Source organism: Variovorax sp. FW305-3-2-15-B-LB1 (assembly GCF_058787635.1).
The window spans coordinates 23,896-45,724 of sequence record NZ_JBYSZY010000050.1 but is presented as its reverse complement, the minus strand read 5'-3'; the positions used below and the strand labels follow the sequence as shown (position 1 = coordinate 45,724).

General features: G+C 68.8%; 20 protein-coding genes and 1 tRNA gene. 9 read left to right on the top strand and 12 right to left on the bottom strand.

Annotated elements, in window-relative coordinates; genetic code table 11:
* Positions 1–316: response regulator (locus AC3WQR_RS24680; RefSeq protein WP_492744286.1), on the top strand; the 316-nt coding region annotated here is incomplete at its 5' end.
* A 269-nt stretch (positions 317–585) separates the two neighbouring features.
* Positions 586–1,629, top strand: coding sequence for a helix-turn-helix domain-containing protein (locus AC3WQR_RS24675; protein WP_492744284.1), 1,044 nt, complete (start codon positions 586–588; stop codon positions 1,627–1,629).
* Here the strand turns inward: AC3WQR_RS24675 and AC3WQR_RS24670 are convergent.
* From AC3WQR_RS24670 to AC3WQR_RS24660, 3 genes are all read right to left on the bottom strand, one after another.
* Positions 1,620–2,075, bottom strand: coding sequence for a hypothetical protein (locus AC3WQR_RS24670; RefSeq protein ID WP_369631105.1), 456 nt, complete (start codon positions 2,073–2,075; stop codon positions 1,620–1,622). The genes AC3WQR_RS24675 and AC3WQR_RS24670 overlap by 10 nt on opposite strands.
* Before the next feature lie 200 nt (positions 2,076–2,275).
* A complete protein-coding gene (locus AC3WQR_RS24665) occupies positions 2,276–3,280 on the bottom strand; it encodes a fimbrial protein (protein WP_492744282.1) in 1,005 nt (334 codons plus the stop codon).
* A 166-nt stretch (positions 3,281–3,446) separates the two neighbouring features.
* Positions 3,447–5,921 (bottom strand): fimbria/pilus outer membrane usher protein, encoded by a 2,475-nt coding sequence (locus AC3WQR_RS24660; protein WP_492744280.1) that lies wholly within the window; start codon positions 5,919–5,921, stop codon positions 3,447–3,449.
* On the opposite strand from AC3WQR_RS24660, the gene AC3WQR_RS24655 reads away from it, so the two are divergent.
* The 4 genes from AC3WQR_RS24655 to AC3WQR_RS24640 all read left to right on the top strand — a co-directional run bounded on the left by AC3WQR_RS24655 (position 5,911) and on the right by AC3WQR_RS24640 (position 10,875).
* Positions 5,911–6,219 (top strand): fimbrial biogenesis chaperone, encoded by a 309-nt coding sequence (locus AC3WQR_RS24655; protein ID WP_492744278.1) that lies wholly within the window; start codon positions 5,911–5,913, stop codon positions 6,217–6,219. The two genes, AC3WQR_RS24660 and AC3WQR_RS24655, sit on opposite strands and share 11 nt — an antisense overlap.
* Positions 6,220–6,299: 80 nt before the next feature.
* Positions 6,300–8,912 (top strand): fimbria/pilus outer membrane usher protein, encoded by a 2,613-nt coding sequence (locus tag AC3WQR_RS24650; protein ID WP_492744276.1) that lies wholly within the window; start codon positions 6,300–6,302, stop codon positions 8,910–8,912.
* The gene (locus tag AC3WQR_RS24645; RefSeq protein WP_492744274.1) at positions 8,909–9,904 is read left to right on the top strand and encodes a fimbrial protein; all 996 of its coding nucleotides are present in this window, start codon (positions 8,909–8,911) and stop codon (positions 9,902–9,904) included. The genes AC3WQR_RS24650 and AC3WQR_RS24645 overlap by 4 nt, the downstream gene beginning before the upstream one ends.
* A 440-nt stretch (positions 9,905–10,344) precedes the next feature.
* A complete protein-coding gene (locus tag AC3WQR_RS24640; protein ID WP_492744272.1) occupies positions 10,345–10,875 on the top strand; it encodes a winged helix-turn-helix domain-containing protein in 531 nt (176 codons plus the stop codon).
* Positions 10,876–11,006: 131 nt separating this feature from the next.
* Here AC3WQR_RS24640 and AC3WQR_RS24635 read toward each other — a convergent pair whose 3' ends face one another.
* A complete protein-coding gene (locus AC3WQR_RS24635) occupies positions 11,007–11,369 on the bottom strand; it encodes a hypothetical protein (RefSeq protein ID WP_492744270.1) in 363 nt (120 codons plus the stop codon).
* Between the two features lie 150 nt (positions 11,370–11,519).
* Between AC3WQR_RS24635 and AC3WQR_RS24630 the strand changes: the two genes are divergently transcribed.
* Both AC3WQR_RS24630 and AC3WQR_RS24625 read left to right on the top strand, forming a co-directional pair.
* Entirely contained in the window at positions 11,520–13,778 is a 2,259-nt protein-coding gene (locus AC3WQR_RS24630) for a hypothetical protein (protein ID WP_492744268.1), read from the top strand.
* Between the two features lie 5 nt (positions 13,779–13,783).
* The gene (locus AC3WQR_RS24625; RefSeq protein ID WP_492744266.1) at positions 13,784–14,212 is read left to right on the top strand and encodes a DUF1810 domain-containing protein; all 429 of its coding nucleotides are present in this window, start codon (positions 13,784–13,786) and stop codon (positions 14,210–14,212) included.
* On the opposite strand, the gene AC3WQR_RS24620 is transcribed toward AC3WQR_RS24625, so the two are convergent.
* Together AC3WQR_RS24620 and AC3WQR_RS24615 are read right to left on the bottom strand one after the other, a co-directional pair.
* Positions 14,213–14,539 (bottom strand): hypothetical protein, encoded by a 327-nt coding sequence (locus tag AC3WQR_RS24620; protein WP_492744264.1) that lies wholly within the window; start codon positions 14,537–14,539, stop codon positions 14,213–14,215.
* A gap of 29 nt (positions 14,540–14,568) precedes the next feature.
* Positions 14,569–15,060, bottom strand: coding sequence for a ferritin-like domain-containing protein (locus AC3WQR_RS24615; protein WP_492744262.1), 492 nt, complete (start codon positions 15,058–15,060; stop codon positions 14,569–14,571).
* A 266-nt stretch (positions 15,061–15,326) separates the two neighbouring features.
* Here AC3WQR_RS24615 and AC3WQR_RS24610 point away from each other — a divergent pair, with 266 nt between their 5' ends.
* Positions 15,327–15,755 (top strand): low affinity iron permease family protein, encoded by a 429-nt coding sequence (locus AC3WQR_RS24610; protein WP_095743449.1) that lies wholly within the window; start codon positions 15,327–15,329, stop codon positions 15,753–15,755.
* Between the two features lie 77 nt (positions 15,756–15,832).
* On the opposite strand, the gene AC3WQR_RS24605 is transcribed toward AC3WQR_RS24610, so the two are convergent.
* The 6 genes from AC3WQR_RS24605 to AC3WQR_RS24580 form a co-directional block, all read right to left on the bottom strand.
* A tRNA-Phe gene (locus AC3WQR_RS24605) sits at positions 15,833–15,908 on the bottom strand.
* Between the two features lie 18 nt (positions 15,909–15,926).
* Complete coding sequence (locus AC3WQR_RS24600) at positions 15,927–16,628, bottom strand: response regulator (protein ID WP_062480363.1); 702 nt, start codon at positions 16,626–16,628, stop codon at positions 15,927–15,929.
* Positions 16,629–16,705: 77 nt separating this feature from the next.
* A complete protein-coding gene (locus tag AC3WQR_RS24595) occupies positions 16,706–19,036 on the bottom strand; it encodes a sensor histidine kinase (protein WP_062480362.1) in 2,331 nt (776 codons plus the stop codon).
* Positions 19,033–19,602 (bottom strand): DUF4390 domain-containing protein, encoded by a 570-nt coding sequence (locus AC3WQR_RS24590; protein WP_175497139.1) that lies wholly within the window; start codon positions 19,600–19,602, stop codon positions 19,033–19,035. The genes AC3WQR_RS24595 and AC3WQR_RS24590 overlap by 4 nt, the downstream gene beginning before the upstream one ends.
* Positions 19,603–19,654: 52 nt before the next feature.
* Positions 19,655–21,043 carry a 16S rRNA (cytosine(967)-C(5))-methyltransferase RsmB gene (gene rsmB, locus AC3WQR_RS24585; protein WP_492744260.1) on the bottom strand — a complete coding sequence of 463 codons (1,389 nt, stop codon included), beginning with the start codon at positions 21,041–21,043 and terminating at the stop codon, positions 19,655–19,657.
* Between the two features lie 94 nt (positions 21,044–21,137).
* A complete protein-coding gene (locus tag AC3WQR_RS24580; RefSeq protein ID WP_492744258.1) occupies positions 21,138–21,737 on the bottom strand; it encodes a LemA family protein in 600 nt (199 codons plus the stop codon).
* Between the last annotated feature and the right edge of the window lie 92 nt (positions 21,738–21,829).

Here is a 21,829-nt window from a genome sequence, read left to right as displayed (position 1 = left end):
GGGGGGGGGGCCCCCCCCCCACGCCACCGCCGCGCTCGAACGCCAGGCCTTCGACCTGGTGCTGTCGGACGTCAGCCTGGGGCCCGGCGGCGACGGCCTGCAGCTGATGCGCGACGTGCAGCGCCTCTACCCACGCACTGCCGTGGTGTTGATCTCGGGCCTGCCCTCCGACCTGCTCGCGCACCGCTACGCGGTGCCGCCGCGCACGCGGATCCTGCGCAAGCCCTTCCTCACGGCCGACCTGGTGCGGGCCATTGCGCAGGCCCTGGCCCACCACCGCACAGACGCACCAGCGACCACGGCCCACGCGGCCTGACCGAGTTACCTGAGCGGGCGCCCCCGGGCCGCGGGCGTCCGCATGCGCAGAACACTTGTTTGCATTGCGCGTGTTTCTTTGCGCTTTTGAATTGTTTACTTTTTATTTACAGAGCTACGCCCCAATAGGTCTTGAGCGCCGCCCGTTCGCCTGCCGCGAATCCGGACGGCCCGGCAACCGCCACAAGACACACACAAAGGGGAGTGCTCGATGCCAGGACGAGGGACACGCAGGAAAACCGCACGGGGCGCCGCCGCGCCGCATCCGCGATGAGGAGCGCCATCAAGCCCCAGGGCGTACGCCGCAACCCCGCCCCGGAGATCGAGCACAGCTTCATGCACCATCCGCAGACCGGGCCGGTGCCTTCGGGCCAGCGTGGCTTCCTGCACAGCCTGCAGCACGGCAGCCCGTCACCGCAGGAGCGCTGGCACTGCCACGACGCGTACGAGCTGCACCTGATCGCCGACACGGGAGGCTGGGCCTTCGTCGGCGACCACGTCGGACGCTTCGAGCCCGGCCACCTGGTGCTCACCGGGCCGCGCTTGCCGCACAACTGGGTGTCGCTCAACCTGCCGTCCGAAGGCGTGGAACTTCGCAGCCTCGCCTTGCAGTTTCCGGACGCGCCGCTGCGCCAGGGCATGCAGGTGTTCGCCGAACTGCAGGAGGCGGCCCCGCTGCTCGAAATGGCCCGCTACGGGGTCGAGTTCTTCGGCATCAGCGACGACGTGCGCGAACACCTCGAGCGCCTGCAGCGCAGCGAAGGGCCCGAACGGTTCTCCGAGTTTCTCGGCTTGCTCAGCCTGCTCACGCGCTGCAGGCAGCATCGCGTGCTCTCGTCGGGCTGGCTGCCGGTCAAGGGCAACGCGGAGACGGTCGCTGGCATCGGCAAGGCCGTCGCGTACATCCGGCAGCACCTCGACCAGCCGCTGTCACTCTCGGAGGTCTGCGCGCAGACAGGCCTGAGCCAGGGCAGTTTTTCGCGGCTGTTCAGCCAGGCCACGGGCGTGCCGTTCACCGATTTCGTGAACCGGCTGCGCGTCGGCAAGGCGTGCCAGCTGCTGATGGAAAGCGACCAGCAGATCTCGAGCATCTGCTACGCCGCCGGGTACAACAACATCGCCAACTTCAACCGGCGCTTCCTGGAGATCAAGGGCATGACGCCCAAGGAGTTCCGCCTGCGGATGGCCATGCGCCACAGCCAGAGCCAGACGCTGCCGATCTCGCGGCTCGACATGGCGGGCGTCGGCGTCGGTGCGATGGCCGCCACCGACACGGTTCACGCCAGCGTCGCGATATCGCAGCGTCAGTCGTAGGCGAGCGTCACCAGTGCGGCCGATGGGCCGCCCGCTTGCGGCTGCGCCAACGCAAGCAGTGACAGCGTGCCGCCCTGCTGACCGATCGCATGCCACTGCGCGGGATCGATGGCCTGCGTGCGCCCCCGGCTGTCCACGAAGCGAGCCGACACCGCCTGCGTGCGCGCCATCTCGACCTTCATTCGCGCGCTGGGCCGGTCCACGGTTTCACGGGAAAAGGCCAGCTCGGCCTGGCGTTCGCCCGTCGATGTCGCCTTCATCCGCTGCGGCTGTTGTCGTTGATGTTGCTGGGGTTGCACCAGGGCCACCTGGTAGGGCGCGGCGACGATGGCGCCGGTGAAATGAATGGTGCCGTCCCCGGCATGGCTGCCAAGCGCCAGCCCGCCCAGCCAGGAAATGCCAACCATCGCGGCCAGCCGACGAAGAGAAACCGTGCGTCGTTCCATGGGTGCTCCCTCCTTGCCATCTGCCGCCGAAGCGGCACGTTCAAGAGCGCCTTGGGCAAGGCGAAGGAGCCATGTTAAGCGTGCGATGTGACGCGTTTCTCAGTGCATTCACTCCACCTGACGGCGCTGTCTGCGTGCAAGATGGCGGGTTGTGCCGAGGGCGTGCGGACCGGATGCGCAAGGGGCGCGTTAAGGGCGTGCTACTGGTAGTTCAACGTGAATGTCATCACGGCATTGGCAGTACCGGGCCCGACCACTGCTCCGGTCTGGTAGTAGGCGGCCTGCAGCTTGACGGAATGGGTGCTACCCGAATTAACGTTGTAGCCCGTCAGAGGATAGTTCTTTCCGAACTGCAGGACTGCGGACACGGCGTCCTTCAGTTGCACGCCGATCCCCGAGGCGGTCGCCCCCGGAGACAACGCGATCACACCGTTGGATGGCACCAACACACCAGCGGGCGCGGCAAATTGATATCCGATGTTCAGCGGCCGTGAGATGCCGCCGACGGTGACCAGCATGCCCGAAGGGCACGTGACCGTGATCGCGAACGCCTTCGCGGGCCCCGTGGCTCCAATCCTGCTGAAGGCCGAGCTCTTGTGTGATCCCAGGGCAACGGCCACATCCTGCACAGTGCAGGTCGGAGGGCCTTGGATGACAGTGGGTCCCACGGTCACTCCCCATGCTCCCTTGCTGAGAACGCCATTGATGCTGTACCTCGATTCCAGCATCGACGCGGAGGGAGTGACGGTGCCACCGCTGATCGGGCCGGTTTTCACATACTGCATGCGCAGGCCAATCCCCAGCGTGGTCTTGGTCGACGACGCCAGCCCGCACTGGAACCAGACGCCGTATTCAGGCGCCGACTGGACCGTTCCTGCAACGCCTGCCGAAGGCAATCCACCGGGATCCAGTACACCACTCATGCAAGCAAGCCCTTGTACCGAAAGGCCGATGGCAAATGCGACGCCGACCCCTGGAACATTGGTTTCGAAGACACTGACCGCTGTCCCCGAGTAACTGGTCTGAATGCCTGACTTGGACAGTCCTGCGACCCTGATTGCTGCGCCGAAAACGGCATTCCCGGTGCACTCATACATGGAAGTCGTCGCTGAAGGCAGGCCTCGCCAATCCATCAGAATCCCGCCAACCGGCAGGTCACGAGGCACAGCGATCGTGGCTGGCACAGCAAGTATCTGATTGGCCATCGGAGCACATTTCGTTTGCGCAAGGGTCATCGAAGGCACCCCCAGCAAGCACATGGCGAGACACACCAGTGCCGCGCGCATGATGCGACTGCCCGATCTCGATAGCCATCCCTTGCAGTTCATCGCGTGTCCTTGTTTGTCCGTTGTCTTGAGGCAGGCTCGCCCCTCACTGGGTGCACTGAGCGTCCACCACCTGCCACGGCGACGCAGGGGCATCGGTCGGCGCCGCGCCCGACAGAAGCGGCAAGCTGCAGCGCTGCCCCTTCTCCTCGCCCCACGCCAGTTCGTACTGCGCGGCGTCGGCGATCACGCTGCGCAGCAAGAGCCGCCCGTCCTGCGCCACCGTGCCGACCTCCTGCCCCGCCGCGTCCGTCACCCGCGCACCGAACGGCACCGGCGTGCCGTCGGCCAGGGTGACGCGCACGAGCACCGAGCGCCCGCCGCCCGAGGTCTCGAACTTCAGCTTGACCACGGCGCCCGCCGTGGGTGCGACGCGCTGCGTGCTCGACTTCAGCTCCACGCTCATCGGCAGGCCCTTGGGATCGAGCTCGACTTCGTTGCTCGCAAAGGGCGCGAGGTTCGACACCACGGCCTGCCCTCCTAGCCCGACACGCAACCCGCTTGCATTGGCGACGCGCGCACCGTTCGCGCCCGTCGCCTCGACGATGGCGAGTGTTTCGCCCATCGCAGGCGCGAACACCACGCCACCGCCGTGGGCCACCACACCGCCCGACACGCCCATGCCCAGCTGCGAATAGCCTTCGCCGGCCGACGCGCTGCCGCGCCAGGTGGCGACGGGCGAGACATGGGCCACCGTGGCGCCGCCGCCGGTGCGTGACGACGTCGACACCCCGTCGCCCCCGCTGCTGTGGCTCGCGTTGAGGCTGTAGCTCCACGCGTTGTCTTCGCCGAACACGCCGCCTGCGGAGGTGCGCATGTCGATCGCGCCGCTGGAATCGCGCTGCACGCTCGACGTGGTGTAGACCTCACGCGACCCGGCGTCCAGCGGAATGCCGAAGGTCAGCATGACCGTGTTGTTCCAGCGCTTGCGCAAGGGGTCGAACTGCCGGGCGGCCGAGAGCCCGAGGTTCACGCGGCCGAAGCTCTTGCTGTAGCCGGCCTGGAACTGCGTGTCCCGGCCCTCGCGGTTCCAGTAGTCCTGGGTCGAGCCGCTCAGGTAGAAGGACCCCATGTCGCCCGGCAGGTTCTGGTTGAGCATGAGCTGCAGGCGGCCGCGCAGGTGGCCGCCCGGCAGGCCGCTGCCGTCGCCGCGCGAGGGCCCCGGGGCCTCGCCCAGCGCCACGGCTTCGCGCAGGCCCAGGTAGCCCTTGCTCGAATAGCGGTAGGCCGCAAGCGTGACGTGGGTGTCGGTGGGCGCCAGGATCTTGGTGTAGGCCAGCCGCACGCTGTGGCCGCTTCGGCGCTCCTGCCCGGACAGGCTGGCCGCGGTGCCGGTCAGGTCGACGCCGAAGGCGCCCCAGCTGGTGTTGAGCGCAGCCCCACCCACCAGGGCGCGATAGCCGCGTGCAAGCAGCACGCCCCCGTAGCCCGTGAGCATGTTCGTGAAGCCATGCTGCACCGTACCCTGGAACAACGCGCGCCGGCTGTGCAGCTGTGAATCGCGCAATTGGCCCGCCGTCACGCGGTAACGCGTGATGCCGGGGCGCAGCGCGTTCACCGCGGCGGCGTAAGGCACCTTCGACACCTGCACGCTGCCGTCGGCTTCGGTGACTTCGACGTCGAGGTCGCCGCCGTAGCCCGTGGGATACAGGTCGTCGATCACGAAAGCGCCGGCCGCCACCGTGGTCTCGCGCAGCAGGTTGCCGTTCTGCCTCACGCGCACCACCGCATTGCCCCGGGCGATGCCCGTGATGCGCGGCGCATAGCCGCGCTGAGACTCCGGCACCATGCGGTCGTCGGTGGCCAGTTGCACGCCGCGAAAACCGAAGCTGTCGAACAGCGCGCCCTCGGTGAAGGCATCGCCCACCACCAGCTGACTGCCCCAGGGCTCGATGGCGCGCTGCACGTAGGTTTGCGTGCCCTGGTAGTGGGTGCCGCGCGCCGAGCCGGTCGTGAGGCTCCCGTGGTGCCGCAACCGCCAGGGGCCGATGTTGCCGCCCGCCACCAGGCCGACATAGCCCTGGCTGTCCGAGCGTCCTGCGGTCTTCGAGCGGTAGTAGTTGGCGTCGTACTGCAGCAAGGCGGCGGGCACGCCGTCGTCCCATTGGCTCGGGTCCACATGGCCGCGCGCCTGGCGCCGAAGCGCCGCCTGCGGCACGCCGATGTCGAGCCGCTGTTCGCCGTTGTCGAAGAACGCGGTCGCGTCGGGCACCAGTTGTGCCAGTGCCACGCAGTCACGTGGCGAAGGCGCGGAGCCTGGCAACAGGGCCACAGCCTCGGGCGACAGCCGTTGCAGGTCGATGCCCACACGCTCGAGCAGATCGCGGTCGAAGCAGGTCGCAACATCGCCGCTGCGCGCGCCCACGGCTTTCAGCGTGACGGTGCTGCGCCCGAGCCAGACCTGGTTGACGTAGAGGTCGGCGCGATAGCGCCCCGCCTCAGCGGGGTTGCCCTTGTTGTAGCGGCTCAGGTCCAGCGGCACGCCGTTGCCCAGCCGCAGGAAGTCTTCGTTGAAGCGCACCTCCGCAGGCTGCGTTGCGGCGGCCGGCGTGTTGGCCCTGGCCTGCGTGCCGACCGCCATCGCCAGAAGCGCCGCCAACGCGCAGGGGGACATGGTGCCGCCCTTCGGCGAAGCCAGCTACCCGCTGACCGCCGTGAAGACGCCCGAAGCGATCCGGGTGAGCTTCACCACGCTCAACGACTACGGCGGCGAGACGCCCGGGGAGCAGGTTCGCGTTCCCCAGGGCGCCACGCCCGTGGCGGTGAAGGCCGAGCCGCTGCCGCCGCCCACCGCCCCGGCGGACGGCAGCAAGCAGTGATGACCCCGCGTTCGGGACGAATCGCCATGCGTCACTCCTGCGTCTTTCGCGCACCCGCCCGATCGGCACTTCATGCCGCCATGCTGGGTGCGCTCGGCATGCTGAGCGTGCCCGCCCTCGCGCAGCAACCCGCGCCACGGCCGCCATCGGGCGGTGCCGACTTCAATGCGGAATTTCTCAGCATCGGCGGCGACCAGCCGCACGCAGACCTGTCCCTGTTCTCCACGGGCAACCGCGTGCTGCCCGGGACGTACCTCGTCGATGTCTCGCTCAACGAGCGCAGCACCGGCCAGACCGACATCCGCTTCACTGCGGTGGAAGGCCAGCTCGACGCCACGCCCTGCCTCACACGCGGCATGTTCGACACGTGGGGCCTCAACGTGCCGGTGTTTCCCGGCCTGGCGAGCCTCCCCGACGACGCCTGCGTCGACCTGGCCTCCGCCATTCCCGAATCCGCCGTCACCTACGACGGCAGCAAGCAGCGCCTGACGCTCAGCATCCCGCAAGCGGCCTTGAAGCGGTCGGCACGCGGGGCCGTCGGCCCCGAAAAGTGGGACCGCGGCGTCACCGCCGGGATGCTGGACTACCAGCTGAACTTCGCGCGCTACAGCGGCAACAGCACGCGCGACACCGCGCCGATGCCGACGGCGCCACAGAACATCTTCGACGGCAATCCGTTCACCGACAGCGCGCGCAAGCCGCAGCGCAACACGCTCTTCGCCGGACTGCGCGCGGGCTTCAATGTCGGCGACTGGCGCTTTCGCCATTTCTCGACCTACAACCGCGGCCTCGACGGCCACAGCCGCTGGCAAAGCGTGAGCACGTATGCGCAACGCGACCTGGCATCGATCAACGCCTACCTGCGCATCGGCGACGGCAACACGCCCGGCAACTTCTTCGACAGCCTGCCATTCCGGGGCGTGCAGCTGGCCTCCGACGACGCGATGCTGCCCGACAGTCAGCAGGGCTACGCCCCCACCATCCGCGGCGTCGCCCAGACCAACGCGCGGGTCACGGTGCGCCAGAACGGCTACATCATCTACAGCACCTACGTCGCGCCCGGCCCGTTCGTCATCGACGACCTCTACCCCACCTCGTCGAGCGGCGACCTCGAAGTGAGCATCGCCGAGGCCGACGGCCGGCAGACGCTCTACACGCAGGCCTTCTCGGCCGTGCCCACGCTGCTGCGCGAAGGCACGTGGCGCTTCTCGGCCGCCGTCGGCAGGTACCGCAATGGCGAAGGCGTGGAGACCGCGCCGACCACGCCTGCAGCGGCACGACCGGCCTTCCTGCAGGCCACGCTGGCGCGCGGGCTGGGCAACGAGCTCTCGCTGTACGGCGGGCTGCTGGGGGCGAACATGTACCAGTCGCTGCTCGTCGGGGTTGGCAAGAACCTGCGCGATTTCGGCGCCGTCTCGGTCGACCTGACGCACGCGCGGACCACCGATCGCACGCCCCTGAACGGCGCGTCCGTCTACAACGGGCAGTCGCTGCGCTTCCTGTATTCGAAATCCTTCCTGGACGCCGGCACCAGCTTTCGCGTGGCAGGCTACCGCTACTCCACGAGCGGCTACCGCACCTTCCAGGAGGCGGTGCAGATGCAGGACCTGCAACCGCAGGAGTCGTTCCACAGCCGTCGCAACGAGCTGCGCTTCGAGCTGTCGCAGCAGCTCGGCGAGTGGGGATCGGTGTACGCCTCGGCGCGCCAGCAGAGCTACTGGGGCACCTCCGCCCAGGACCGGCTGGTGCAAATCGGCTACTCGGGCAGCTACAGGCAGTTCGGCTACAGCCTCTTCTACAACCACAGCACCAACCTGAACCGCGCGCCGAACCGGCAGATCATGTTCACGCTGACCATTCCCCTGGGCGACACGCGCGCCCATGCGCAGTACGCCGCCACCCGGGAGATCGGCGGGCGACTGGTGCAGCAGGCGAGCGTCTACGGCGCGGCGCTGGACGACAGTCGCCTGACCTACAACCTGACCGCGGCGCATGCCAACCAGGGCGGCGACAGCAGCGGCAGCGCAAGCGCCAGCTACCTCTCGCCCGTGGGCCGCTTCGATCTCGGGCATTCGCGCGGCCCGGGCTACGGCCAGACCACGGTCGGCGTGGCCGGTGGCCTGCTGGCGCATGCCGGCGGCGTGACGCCGTCGCAACCGCTGGGCGAGACCGTGGCCTTGGTGCAAGCACCGAAGGCGCAGGGCGTCGGCCTCGAGTCGCGTCCGGGCGTGAGCACCGACCGGGCGGGCGACGCCGTCATTCCGAACCTCAGCCCGTACCGGCTCAACCGCGTCGCGCTTCGCACCGGCGACCTGGGTGACACCGTGGAAGTCAAGAACGCCGCCATGGACGTGGTGCCCACGCGCGGCGCGGTGGTGGCCGCGCGGTTCGAGACCTCGGTGGGCTACCGGCTGCTGATCACGCTGACCAATGGCAAGGGACGCGCACTGCCGCTGGGCGCGCGGATCGAGAACGAGAGCGGCCAGGAAGTCGGCGTTGTCGGACCGGACGGCCAGGCCTTCGTCACGGGCGCGGGCGACAGCGGCCGGCTCACGGTGCGCTGGGGCCAGGACGCGGCAGACCAGTGCGAGGTGCCCTACCGCCTGCCGGTCGATCCCAGCCCCCCGCCCATCCGCGAACTGACCGCGCAATGCCAGGCGACAGACAGCGCGCCACCGAAGGGAATGAAATGAGCAGACGCCCCCTGTTGAATGCCTGCACGGCCGCCTCGGCCCTGGGCCTGCTGCTGTGCGCCTCGCCAGTGCTGGCCGAGTGCTACGTGACCAAGGGCTACGTGGAAAAAATCGTCAACATGAACATCGGCCGCGTCGTCATTCCCAACGACGCCACCGTGGGCACGGTGTTCAAGCAGCAGTTCTTTCCCCTGCCCCTTTCCGGCACGACCGACAAGCCATGGACCTGCAAGAAAGGCGGCGTCGTGAAAGGCGTGATGCTGCAGGGCACCCCCGTGCCGGGCTACGACCACGTGTTCACCACCAGCGTCCCCGGGGTGGGCATCCGCCTGTCGCGCTACTTCGACCAAAGCTCGGTCTCCTACTACCCGCACGAGCGCTCGACCACCGACGACTTCGGCGATTTCAACGCGGCGTCCCGCTTTCAGGTGGAACTGTTCAAGACCGCGCCCGTCACCGGCAACGGCCCGCTCGCGCAGGGCACCTACACCCAGTACTACAGCGTCGCCGACACGCAGTCGGTTCTCACGACGAACCTGCTGGGCGAAGGCATCACCATCATCACGCCCTCGTGTTCGGTCGACCTGGGCTCGCGCAACCTCCTGGTGCAATTCGGCAAGGTGCCCAAAGACGGCTTCAAGGGCCGCGGCAGCACCACGGCCGAACGCAAGTTCAGCATCAAGCTCAACTGCAAGGCGGGGCAGAACGCGCAGAACACGGTGTACCTGCGCATGGACGCGCCACAAGATCCGTCGAACGAACCCGGCGTGCTGCGACCCACGCGAGGCACGCCGAACCTGGCGACCGGCGTGGGCATCCAGGTGATCGACGCGAAGAACGTGCCCGTGAAGTTCGGGGAAGAAGCGCTGGTCGGCACCTCGATGAACGGCGACTACGTGCTGAACTACACCGCGCGCTACTTCCAGACCGGCAACCAGGTGACGCCGGGTCGGGCCGACGGCACCGCCACGTTCAGCATCGAATACAAGTAAGAGCCCATGGAGAGGCTCGCTCCGTACCAAGAAGCGGGCAAGGAAGGATCACCCAGCGGCAGGATCGGATCAAGAAAAGCCCCCCCCCTGACCAGAATCAAGATTCTTCGCGCACCGCGGAGGCAGCTTCGGCGCCTTGCAAGCAGGTTCAAGGTCGCTGGCTGATTCCGCTGTGAGTTACCGCCGTCTTTTGGAATCGACCCATCCCATGACCCTCGAGGGAAAACTGTCCCTGGCCCTGCTGGACAACAGCAGCTCGCGCAGCACCTTGCTCCAGGAGCGCCTGCGCACCATGGGTCACCGGCCCGTGATGTTCAGCACCATCGGAGAGTTGCTGTCCACCTTGAGCCGCGGCAGCCGCTTCGACCTGCTGCTGGCTGCGCCCGATGCCATGGGCAGCGAAAGCCTGCTCACCGTGTGCTGGGTGCTGGGTGCTGGGCATGCCCGCGCTGCCCATCACCGCACAGGGCGAGCCCGACGTGGTCGCGCTGCCCTCCTATTTCGACGACATGCCCCTGCTGGGCAGCGGCACCAATTTCGACCTGCGCCGCATCTCGAACGAAGCGCTGGTGCAACACATGCACACGCTCTACACGGAGCAGGACACGAGCGCCGCCACGCGCCAGGCCCCCTCCACGGACCGCTGGACCTGGGGCGAGTACCGCTTCGTCGACGGCAACAACACCGTGCTGCACCGCGACCGCGAGATCGCGCTCCAGCCGCGGCAGTTCTCCTTCGCACTCGAGCTGTTCCGCAACCTCGGCAACGTGCTGACGCGCTCCTGGCTCATGAGTTCGGTGTGGAAGCTCCCGCCCGAACGCCCCGTCACGCGCTCGCTCGACGCCTGCGCCACGAACGTGCGGCGCAAGCTGTCGCTGCAGCGCGAAAACGGGTACGTGCTGCGCGCGGTCTACGGACAGGGCTACCAGCTGGTGCCTGTCTCGTCGCCTGCGCCGTCGTATCGCATGTGAGATCCGGGGTGCGAACGCACCCTCGCGCATCGAGAGAAAAAAGCGACCGCTTCGGACGGTCGCTTTTCTTTTGGGGGTGTTGTTTCTTGCGGGTCCGAGGTCTGCGCAGAAGATCGCAAGACCGCCCAAGCTCAGGGCCGCGGCGTCCTGCCCTCGCGCTGCCGCATGCGCCACTCCCCGACGAAGTAGTCGGCGCGAAACTTCAGCCGTTCGATCACGGCCTCGCGCGTCGGCTGCTGCGCAATCACCAGCACGCACCGCGGCTCGTTGCCCTCGCGAAGTTCCGCCTTGCCCGAACAGGCGCCTTCGGCGGATTGCTGCAGTTCGAACCAGCAACTCCACCCTTCGGGCAGATCGAGATCGATGCGTGTAGCGGTCATGGCGACCGCAGGATAAGTCGGCGCGGCGCATCCGCTCAATACCCTGGCATTGACCCTGCTAGCCATGGGTGGGATGCCACGGTCATCGGTCGCGATGTCGGCGTCGACCGACAACGCCGCGCGCCGTCTGTCCTCATGACCGCCGCGTCGCCCGATCTAGGCTGACGCCCACGAATTGAAGGCGCTGCGTCGTGCATGACGCACGGCAGCCCTCTCTTTCAAACACTCCCGACCCCGCACAACCACCCCAAGGACACCAGCCCGTTGACGACCGCCACCGCCCCCGTTCCCGCCGGCCTTCCCGGCACCCACTCGCCTGGCCCAACGCCGCACCGCTGGCAGTTCATCCGTGCGGGCGGCGTGGACCAGGTGGTGTTCCGCAGCGGCGAGGACATCGCACGCATCGCCGAGCTCGACCAGAAACTGTGGGTCGCACTCGCGTGCCCCACGCGCGGCATCGACTTCGATGCGCGCACGCTCGACCTCATCGACACCGACGGCGACGGCCGCGTGCGACCGCCCGAGGTCATCGCGGCCTGCCAGTGGGCCTGCGAGCGGCTGCGCAGCGCCGACGTGCTGCTCGCGGGCGGCGGCACGCTGTCGCTGGATGACCTCGACGACACGCGCGCGCCGGGCGCCGACCTCGCGAAGGAAGGCCGGCGCATCCTCGACCTGCTCGGCAAGCAGGACACGCACACGCTGACCCTCGCCGACATCGCCGACCGCGGCGAATGGCTGGCCGCGATGCGCTTCAACGGCGACGGTGTGGTCACGCCGGCCACGGCCGGCACCGACGACGCGCTGCGCGCCACCATCGAGGAAGCGATGCGCACCCACGGCAGCACGCCCGACCGGCACGAGCAGACGCCCGGCCTCGATCGCGCACGTGCCGAGGCCTTCATGGCCGAAGCGCAAGCGGTCCGCGACTGGCATGCGCAGGGCGACGCAGAGGCGCTGCTCCCGCTGGGCGCACGCACGCTGGCCGCGGCCGAGGCCCTGCGCGCGGTCGCGGCCAAGGTCGACGACTTCTTCGCGCGCTGCCGCGTGGCCGCCTACGACCTGCAGGCGGTGGTGGCGCTCAACCCCTCGCCCGAGGCCTACGACGCGCTCGCGGGACACACCTTCGATGCGAACGTGCAGCCTGTGGCCGAGTTGCCGCTGGCGCCGGTGACGCCCCATCGCGCATTGCCACTGAGCGGTGCGAGCCTCAATCCCGCCTGGGCCGAGGCCATGGCCGCGTTCGCGCGCGATGCGGTGGCGCCGCTGCTCGGCGAACGCGACACGCTCGAAGAAGCCCAGTGGCAAGCGCTGCGCGAGCGGCTCGCGCCTTGCGACGCATGGATCGCCGCGCGCCCTGCCAACGCCCTCGCGGGCCTGTCGCGCGAACGCATCGACGCCTTGCTCGCGACACGCGACGCGTTGCTCGCACTCATTGCCGAAGACGAGGCCGCCGAGCACCACAACCGGCTGCTGACCGACCTCGAGAAGCTGCTGCGGCTGCAGCGCGACCTGCGCGTGCTGCTGCACAACTTCGTGTCGTTCAAGGCGTTCTACCGGCGCGAGGGCGCGATCTTCCAGGCGGGCACACTCTACCTCGACGGGCGCAGCTGCGAGCTCACGGTGCAGGTGCAGGACACCGCGCGGCACGCCGCGCTGGCCGGCCTGGCGAAGACCTGCCTCGCGTACTGCGACTGCACGCGCCAGGGAGAGAAGATGAGCATCGTCGCCGCCTTCACGGCCGGCGACGTCGACTTCCTTTTCGCCGGGCGCAACGGCGTGTTCTACGACCGCCAGGGCCGCGACTGGGACGCCACCGTCACCAAGCTGATCGAGAACCCCACGAGCGTGGCGCAGGCCTTCTTCGCGCCGTACAAGAAATTCGTGCGGTTGATCGAAGAGCAGGTGGCAAAGCGCGCGGCAGCCAGCGAAGCCGGCTCGCAGAGCGCGTTGCAGACACTCGCTGGACGCGTCGCCACCGCCGACCAACCGACCGACGCAGCGGCCTCGTCGACGAAGACGCCGGCCAAGCCAGGGCCGATCCTGCCCACCGCCAGCCGCATCGACGTAGGCACCGTGGCCGCCATCGGCGTGGCACTGGGCAGCATCAGCGCGGTGCTGGTCGGCATCTTCGGCAAGTTCGTCGACCTGGGGCAATGGATTCCGGTGGCGCTCGTCGGCATCGTGATCGCGATCTCGGGACCGAGCATGCTGATCGCGTGGCTGAAGCTGCGCCAGCGCAGCTTGGGCCCGATCCTCGATGCGAGCGGATGGGCCATCAACGGGCGCATGAAGGTCAACGTGCGCCTGGGCGGCATGCTGTCGCAGACGGCGCGCGTGCCGCCGGGCGCCCAGCGCATCGCGCCCGATCCGTACCGCCAGCGGCATGGTCTCGCGGGCGCGCTGGCCGTCACCTGCGTGGTCGGCGCGGTGCTGCTGCTGGCGTGGCGCATGGACTGGCTCGACCCTCGGTTGCCGCCGCGGTTGCAGCATGATCGGGCGACCGCAACCACACCGGGCGCTTGACACACATGACCATCGACTGGCACCTCGAACGCTTCGTGGCGGCACAAGAGCCCGTGTACGCCCAGGTCTGCGCGGAACTCGCGGCGGGACGCAAGCGCACGCACTGGATGTGGTTCGTGTTTCCTCAACTGAAGGCGCTGGGCCGCAGTGCGACCGCGCAGTTCTTCGGCCTCGACGGTACCGCCGAAGCGACGGCGTACTGGCAGCACGCTGTGCTCGGTGAGCGACTGCGCCACTGCGCGGCGCTGGTGCGCGCCCTGCCCGGCACCGATGCGCACCAGGTCTTCGGCTCGCCGGACGACCTCAAGCTGCGCTCCTGCATGACGCTGTTCGAGATCGTGGCGCCTGAAGCCCCCGTGTTCGGCGACGTGCTGGCGCAGTACTTCAACGGCGCGCGGGACGACGCGACGATCGCACTCGTCCGAGCTGCGTGATCAGAACCGGCCCTGGCCGTCTCCCGTGCGGTCATGCGCCCAGCGAATGGCTTGCTGCTCGGCGTGGCGCAGCGCCTCGGCCTCGCTGCCGTACGCGACGTTGTCCGTGTCGGGCGGCAGGCGCTGCTCCGCGCCTTCGACGTCGCCGCCCCCATGGGCGCGGCAGAAGACCACGGGCCTGAAGGTCTGATCGTCCACCCGCTGCGCGGCGCACGAAAACCACCAGCCGAGGTAGCTGAAAGTGAGAAGGCGCTCGCCGACGCCGTCCGCAACTTCCGTCGCGGACGGCGCACTGGGCATGGCTGGCGCGTGGCTGTCACCGGTCATGGTGAAAGGCATCCCGAGGTGCCGGCCGGTCAGCCCTTGGCGCTGCGGAATTGATCGCGCAGGCCCTTGATCTGGTCATGGTTGGCTTGCGCGCCGTCGGCCTGGCGCTGTACCAGCATGCGCACCTCGGCCGGCAGGTCGGCCTTCAGGGCCTTGCGGTAGCGCGCGAGTGCCGCGTCTTCGCCGCGCTCGCATTCCTCGAGCATCGACAGCGCGCTGTTCGCGCCGACCGCGCCCTTCACATGCACCCAGCCGCGATGCACGGCACCGCTGACCGTGCCGCCGTCGTCGGGTTTGCCGCCGAGTTGGCGGATGAGTGCGACGAGTTCGGACGCCGCGCTGGCGCATTGCGAAGCGCGGCTTTCGAACACCGGCTTCAGTTGCGCCGAGTCGACTTCCTTCGCGCAGGCGCGAAAGCCGTACTCGCCGTCGCGCGTGTTCTCCAGAAGGTCGTTCAGAACGTCGATCACCTGATCGTTGGACACCGCGTCCGCGGTGGTTACCTGGGTATCGTTGGCCATGGGTGGTTGCTCCTTGAAGGCCGGTCGCCAAAGCGAGGGCCGGGTTGAGAAAGAAAGACTGCAATGAGCCTTCATGGTCGACACGGTGCGGCAAGCGCCCTGTCGTCTCGACCCGACGACGCGTGTAAGCCGTGTCCGAGGCCACGGCCACGCGCCGCTATACGCCGACAGCCTCAGGGGAATTGCGATGCCATGCGAGGCGGGCCTCGGCTGACGCGCTCGCACGCACCGCCGCGGCAGCATCGCCCCGACTGGAGGACACGCGCATGGAGCGACTCTTTGATTCCTTCGCCAACACCGTCGCACGCTGGACGGGCAGCCCGGCGGCCTTCCTGGTCTGCGTGGTCGTCGTCGTGGCCTGGGCAGTCGCGGGGCCGTTCTTCGGCTTTTCGGAAACGTGGCAGCTGGTGATCAACACGGGCACCACCATCGTCACCTTCCTCATGGTGTTCCTGATCCAGAACACGCAGAACCGCGACAGCGTCGCCCTGCAGACCAAGCTCGACGAACTGATCCGCACCTCCGACGCGGAGGACGACTTCATCGGCATCGAGCGGCTCACGGACAAGGAGTTGATCGCGCTGCACGCGCGCTGCGAGGCGGCGGCCAAGCAGAGCCAGGCCACACTGGCGAAGACGCGGGCCGAACGCAGGCGCCGCGGGCATGACGACATCAACGGGGATCGGGCCGGGTAGCGGGAGCGAGATTCCCCAAACACGGCGCCAGAATGCAAAAAGCCCAACCTCGGAAGGTCGGGCTTTTTGACTGAATTTGGTGGCCTGGGGCGGAATCGAACCACCGACACGCGGATTTTCAATCCGCTGCTCTACCAACTGAGCTACCGGGCCATTGTGTGCAGCCTCAAATTATACAGCGCTTCTGCGGCCCCGGGAAAGATCCACACCCAATTGTTTGAGTTTTCTGTACAGGTGGGTGCGCTCGAGCCCCGTTTTCTCGGCCACGCGGGTCATCGAACCGTTCTCCATCGCCAGATGGAACTCGAAGTAGGCCTTCTCGAAACCGTCGCGTGCGTCGCGCAGCGGGCGGTCCAGGTCGAAGCTCTGGGTCGACTGCGGACCCGCGTCGGCCACCGGCACGGCCGCCAGCGACGCCATCAGCAGGCTGTCGCCCGTGGTCGTGATGGCGGCGGCCTGGTGGGCGCCCGTGGGCGGCGGCACCACGCCGGCGGCGGTGCGGCGAGCGCTCTCGCGCGCCAGCCCCTGCTCCACCGCCTTGAGCAGCTTCTGCAGCGTGATGGGTTTTTCGAGGAACGCGAAGGCGCCGATGCGCGTGGCATCGACCGCGGTGTCGATGGTGGCGTGCCCGCTCATCATGATGACCGGCATGCTCAGCAGGCCCGCGGTGGACCACTCCTTGAGCAAGGTGACGCCGTCGGTGTCCGGCATCCAGATGTCGAGCAGCACGAGATCGGGCCGGGCGCGTTGTCGGGCCGCGCGGGCTTCGGCGGCGTTTTCCGCGAGCTCCACGTTGTGGCCTTCGTCATTGAGAATTTCGAAGAGCAGGTCCCTGATGCCCAGCTCGTCATCGACCACGAGAATGTTTGCCATGAGTGCTGCTTGTTGTATGCGCTGGTGTGTATTGATCCGCTCCCGATCCAGCCCCTATGCGCTGGATTCGCCGGTACTCAGGCGGACGAAGATTTCGAATCTTCGGTGTGAGCGACCGCTGCCCGCGGTTCGCCTGCCAGCGCGAATGATAGCGAGACTTGCGCCCCTGCCACAGCCCCGTCGACGACACGGTTGGAAAGCTCGATGCGCGCGCCGTGTTCGTCGGCGATCTTCTTGACGACGGCCAGGCCCAAACCGGTACCTTTTGTTTTCGTGGTGACGTAGGGCTCGAAGGCGCGCTTGAGAATGTTTTCGGCAAAGCCGGGCCCGCTGTCCTGCACGGTGAGGCGCACGCGCTGGCCCGAATCGCCCAGCCGGGTGCGGATGACGACCTCGCCCACCCGGCCCGTGCCGCTGGCGGCGGCCTCGGCGGCGTCCTGCGCGTTCTGCAACAGGTTGTGCACGACCTGGCGGATCTGCTGCTCATCGCCGCGCACGGGCGGGCAGCGCTCGTCGAGCTCCGAGCGCAGCGTGATCGGCAGGTTCTCGGCGTGGTACAGCTGCAGCACATCGGCCAGCAGGGCATTGAGGTCGACCGGCTTGAGGTCGGCCGCGGGCAGCCGGGCGTAATCGCGGAATTCGTTCACCAGCCGCTTCATCGCATCGACCTGGTCGACGATGGTCTTGACCGACTTCACCAGGATGGCCTGCTCGGGCGGCTCGACCTTGCCCGAGAGCTTCATCTCGAGCCGCTCGGCCGACAGCTGGATCGGCGTGAGCGGGTTCTTGATCTCGTGCGCGAGGCGGCGTGCCACCTCGCCCCAGGCCTGTGCGCGCTGGGCCGAGACGATTTCGGAGATGTCGTCGAACACCAGCAGCCGCGCATCGCCCGGCAACTCGGCGCCGCGCGCGACGATGTTGATGGCGTCGTCCTGCTGCGGCAGGTCGTTGCCGGTGGCGTGCAGCTCGAAGGCGTGCTGCCAGTGATCAAGGCCGTGCTGCATGCGCTCGACCAGGAACTCGTCGAACTGCTGCTGCACCTTGGCGCCGAAATCGGCCAGCCCCGGCACATCGACCAGCGCCTTGCCTTCATAGGCGGCGAGCGGCGCGCGCAGCACGCGGGTGGCGCCCGGGTTGGTGGACAGCACGGTGCCCTTGGCGTCGAGCACGATCACGCCCGAGGTCAGGTTGTCGAGGATGGTCTGCAGGTTGCCGCGGGCGGCGTCGAGCTGGTCCATGGTCTTCTCGACCGCACCGCGCGCGTCGGCCAGCTGCTGGGTCATGACGGCGAACGAGCGCGTGAGGCCGCCCAGCTCGTCCTTGCCCTGCAGCACGGCAGTGGGCCGCAGGTCGCCGGCGGCCACCTGGCGCACGCCGTCGGCCAGCACGAGCAGCGGCCGTGCGAGCTGGTTGCCGAACAGCACGGCCAGCAGCACCGCGCCGAACACGGCGAGGAACAGGCTCAGCGTGAGCGTGCCGATGTACATGCGCCGCAGGCCCTCGCGCGCCAGCGCGCGCTCCTGGTATTCGCGGTTGGCTTCCTGCACGGCCAGGGCGTTGGCGACCACGGCCGGCGGCAGCGGCCGCGTGACCTGCAGGTAGCGCGGCGCGGTGTCGAAATCGAAGCCCGGGCGCTGCACCATGGCCAGCGCGCGCACGCTGGCACTCGACGGCGTGGCGCTGGGCAAGGCGGTTTCTTCCAGGCCCTCGACGTGCGCGACGGCGCGGTCGGGCCGCACCTGGCGGAACTGCTGCGCCGTCGGCCGCTCGGGGTTGAGCTGGAAGCGCGACGCGCCCGCGCTGGCCACGAGCTGGCCCGAACCGGTCCAGAGGATCACGTCACTGGCTTCGAGCTGGTCGCGGATGCGCTCCAGCAGCAGCCCCGCGCTCGCGTCGGGCACCTGCGACAGCTGGGCGCTGGCGGTGCGGGTCTTGGCGGCGAGGTCGTCGGACAGCGAATCGAGCGTGGCCCGGCCCAGGTTCAGGCCGGCATCGAGCGCGCCCTCGACCTTGACGTCGAACCAGCTCTCGATCGAGCGCGCGACGAACTGATAGGACACCACGTAGACCAGCGCCCCCGGCACCACCCCCACGAGCGCGAAGATGGCCGCGAGCTTGATCAGCAGCCGGCTGCCGAACTTGCCCTGGCGCAACCGCCGCAGCAGCCGGAACGCGACCCAGCCGATCACCAGCACCAGCAGCACGGCCACCACCACGTTGATGCCGAACAGGCGCACGTAGTAGCGCTCGTACAGCGCGCGGTTGTTGGTGGCCTGGGCCAGCAGGAACATCAGCACCAGGCCGATGGCCGTGACCATCGCGGCGCCGACGCCCACGGCCCAGCGCAGCGCGCGCGAGCGGCGGGCGGCAGGCGTGGCCGCGGCGCCGCTGCGCGGCTTGCTGCTCACCGCTGCTTCTCCAACGGCAGCCGGGCGGTGCGCTCGGCGGCGATGTTCCATTCGGCCTGCCCGACCATGCCGATCTGGAAGGGACGCGGCAGCTGCGAGGTGTCGAGCCGGAAACGGAAGGTGACCTGGTGCAGCGGCTCGTCGCCGATCTCGGCGGCGTCGCCCAGACGCAGCCGGCCGATGCGCTTGATGGCCTCGAGCGCGTCGCCGAGGCTGTCGAAATTCTGGTTCAGCGAGATGCCGAAGCCGGCGGCGCCGGTGATCGGCACCGGCGACACGTTCAGCCGCCAGCGGCGCGTGAGGGGCTGGTAGGCCAGCCGCATGTGGCGCGCCACCTGGGCGACCTTGCGGTCGGTCCAGTACCAGCGCTCCTGGAAGACCTCGGCCTCGGCCACGAAATAGATGGCGATGCCCTTGTCGAGCACGTCTTCCACCAGCGTGGGCAGTTCGAACTGCACGGCGGCACTCAGGTAGACGCCGTCGTCGGCCTGCTCCAGGCGCATCTGGGTGATGGTGGCGCCGCCGGGCCTGCCCTGGGCGGTGGCGGCGGCCGGGAACAGGGCCATCCACAGGGCCCAGGCCAGCCACAGGCCGGCCAGCAGGATCGACCGGCGGCCGTCAGTGCGGCGCGGGTTTTTCAAGCAGGGCGTAGAAGAAGCCGTCGTGGTCACCAGAGGGATTGTCCGGGACGCCACGGGCATTCGCCCCACTTTGGGGTAGCAAGTGTCCCGGGGACGGCAGCAAACGGGCGTCGGTGTTGCGTACAAGAAACGCATCAATTTGTTGCGAGCCTTCTTCGCGGAACACGGAACAGGTGCAATAAAGCAGCCGGCCGCCGGGCCGTACGAGCGGCCACAGCGCGGCCAGCAGCATCGCCTGCTGGGTCGCCAGCTGGGCCGTGTCACTCTCGCGGCGCAGCCAACGCACATCGGGATGGCGCCGCACGATGCCCGAAGCGGTGCACGGGGCGTCCAGCAGGATGGCGTCGAACAGGGCGCCGTCCCACCAGTCAGCGGGGCGGCCGGCATCGGCCACCACCACCTTGGCCTTCAGGCCGAGGCGGGCGAGCGTCTCGTCGATGCGGCGGCTGCGCACGGCGTCGACCTCCAGCGCGGTCACCTCGACGACGCCGGGGCCGGCCCGTTCGATCAGGTGCGCGGTCTTGCCGCCGGGGGCAGCGCAGGCGTCCAGCACGCGCAGCGGTGCGGCACCGGGCGTGGCCGGCAGCAGGCCGTCGAGCAGCAAGGGGGCCGCGAGTTGCGCGGCGGCGTCCTGCACCGAGCAGGCACCCTCGGCGAAACCGGGCAGTTGCTGCACTGGGCGGGCGCGCGCGAGTTGCAGGCCGTCGGCGCCGACGCGCGTGGCCGCGAGGCCCACCGCTTCCAGTTCCAGCAGGTAGGCGGCCGGCGTCGATTGCAGCGCGTTGACACGCAAGGTCATCGGCGCCTGGGCGTTGTCGGCCGACAGCACGCGCTGCCAGTCGCGCGGGTGGTCGCGCTTGAGGCGTTCGATCCACCAGCGCGGGTGGTTCCACTGCGCGACCGGTTCGGTGTCGGTGGCGGCCACGAGCTCGTCGCGCTCGCGCAGGAAGCGGCGCAGGCAGGCGTTGATGAAGCTGGCCTGCGCCCGCGTCGCCGGGTTGCGCTTGGCGGCTTCCACGGCCTGGTCGACCAGCGTGAAGGGTTCGTAAGGGGCGTGGTCGCTGTGCCAGGCCAGCGCGAGCGCGGTGCACAGCAAGGCGTCGGGCAGCGGCGGCGGCGTGCGCTTGGCCAAGTGGCGGCGCAGCGCCTCGGCGCGGCCGAGCCAGCGCAGCACCTGGAAGCCGAGCGCCTGCACGCCGGGGCGCAGCGCGGGCTCGACGGCCTCGAACGCGACGGTGCCCGAGGTGCCGGCGCGAATCGACGCCAGCGCCCCTGCGGTCAGTTGCAGTTGGCGCCAGAGCGGCGGTTGTTGCGGCGCCGAGGAGGCGCTGCCCGAAGAGGGGTCGGAGGAAAGATCTGCTGGCAAGTTGGAGCCGATGGTAACGGGCGAGAAAGACAGCACGCCGCGCGGTGGGAATGGAAACGAAGGCGTTACCCGCCTGTCGTCAGGTCGAGGCGGGTCAGAGCAAGGGAGACGCGGGCCGCAGTCGCACGATCCAGGCCACCAGCAGCGCCGGGAACTGGGCGATGCCCGCGTTGTACTGCGCCACGGCCTGGTTGAACTGGCCGCGCGCGATTTCCGCCGCCGCCGAGGGCTCGGGCCAGGCGATGGGCGCGGCCGGATCGGACGCGCCGCCCAGGCCGGGCATCAGCGGCGCGGGCCGCGACAGCGTGCCGTCCGCATCGAACACCGTGACCGCACCCGGGTACTGGCGCCGCCATGCAGCGATGAGCACCTGCAGCGCAGTGGCCAATGCCGCCATGCTGCCCGGGTCGAGCGGGCGCACCCGCGTCGCACCGAGCAGGGTCGCGAGCTGCGTCGTGGCGGCCTGCAGCGGGGCCACGGTGGGCGCGCCTTCGGGCGGCGACTCGGGCCGGGGCGCGGCGGTGATGCTGGCCTGGACGAAATCGAGCTGCTTGCGCAGCGCCACGTCGAGCACGGCGTAGGCCTGGAGCACGGCCGCGCGCAGACGCACCAGCCGGTTGTAGGCGCCCACGAACCAGAACAGCAGCAGCGCGACAACGAGCCAGCCGGCCAGCGAATCGGGCAGGACGCTCATCGGAAACAGAACCTCTTGGTCATCGGTCGGAACCCTGCGAACACAAAGAAAAACGCCCCCCGACCGGAGCGGTCGGAGGGCGTGGGCAACCG

What these genes read in the sequence shown, in the direction of transcription:
- AC3WQR_RS24675 (WP_492744284.1), top strand. Translation starts at nt 586, where the DNA reads ATGAGGAGCGCCATCAAGCCCCAGGGCGTACGCCGCAACCCCGCCCCG.
- AC3WQR_RS24670 (WP_369631105.1), bottom strand. Translation starts at nt 2,075, where the DNA reads ATGGAACGACGCACGGTTTCTCTTCGTCGGCTGGCCGCGATGGTTGGC.
- AC3WQR_RS24665 (WP_492744282.1), bottom strand. Translation starts at nt 3,280, where the DNA reads ATGGCCAATCAGATACTTGCTGTGCCAGCCACGATCGCTGTGCCTCGT.
- AC3WQR_RS24650 (WP_492744276.1), top strand. Translation starts at nt 6,300, where the DNA reads ATGCTGGGTGCGCTCGGCATGCTGAGCGTGCCCGCCCTCGCGCAGCAA.
- AC3WQR_RS24645 (WP_492744274.1), top strand. Translation starts at nt 8,909, where the DNA reads ATGAGCAGACGCCCCCTGTTGAATGCCTGCACGGCCGCCTCGGCCCTG.
- AC3WQR_RS24640 (WP_492744272.1), top strand. Translation starts at nt 10,345, where the DNA reads ATGCCCGCGCTGCCCATCACCGCACAGGGCGAGCCCGACGTGGTCGCG.
- AC3WQR_RS24625 (WP_492744266.1), top strand. Translation starts at nt 13,784, where the DNA reads ATGACCATCGACTGGCACCTCGAACGCTTCGTGGCGGCACAAGAGCCC.
- AC3WQR_RS24620 (WP_492744264.1), bottom strand. Translation starts at nt 14,539, where the DNA reads ATGACCGGTGACAGCCACGCGCCAGCCATGCCCAGTGCGCCGTCCGCG.
- AC3WQR_RS24615 (WP_492744262.1), bottom strand. Translation starts at nt 15,060, where the DNA reads ATGGCCAACGATACCCAGGTAACCACCGCGGACGCGGTGTCCAACGAT.
- AC3WQR_RS24610 (WP_095743449.1), top strand. Translation starts at nt 15,327, where the DNA reads ATGGAGCGACTCTTTGATTCCTTCGCCAACACCGTCGCACGCTGGACG.
- AC3WQR_RS24600 (WP_062480363.1), bottom strand. Translation starts at nt 16,628, where the DNA reads ATGGCAAACATTCTCGTGGTCGATGACGAGCTGGGCATCAGGGACCTG.
- AC3WQR_RS24590 (WP_175497139.1), bottom strand. Translation starts at nt 19,602, where the DNA reads ATGGCCCTGTTCCCGGCCGCCGCCACCGCCCAGGGCAGGCCCGGCGGC.
- AC3WQR_RS24580 (WP_492744258.1), bottom strand. Translation starts at nt 21,737, where the DNA reads ATGAGCGTCCTGCCCGATTCGCTGGCCGGCTGGCTCGTTGTCGCGCTG.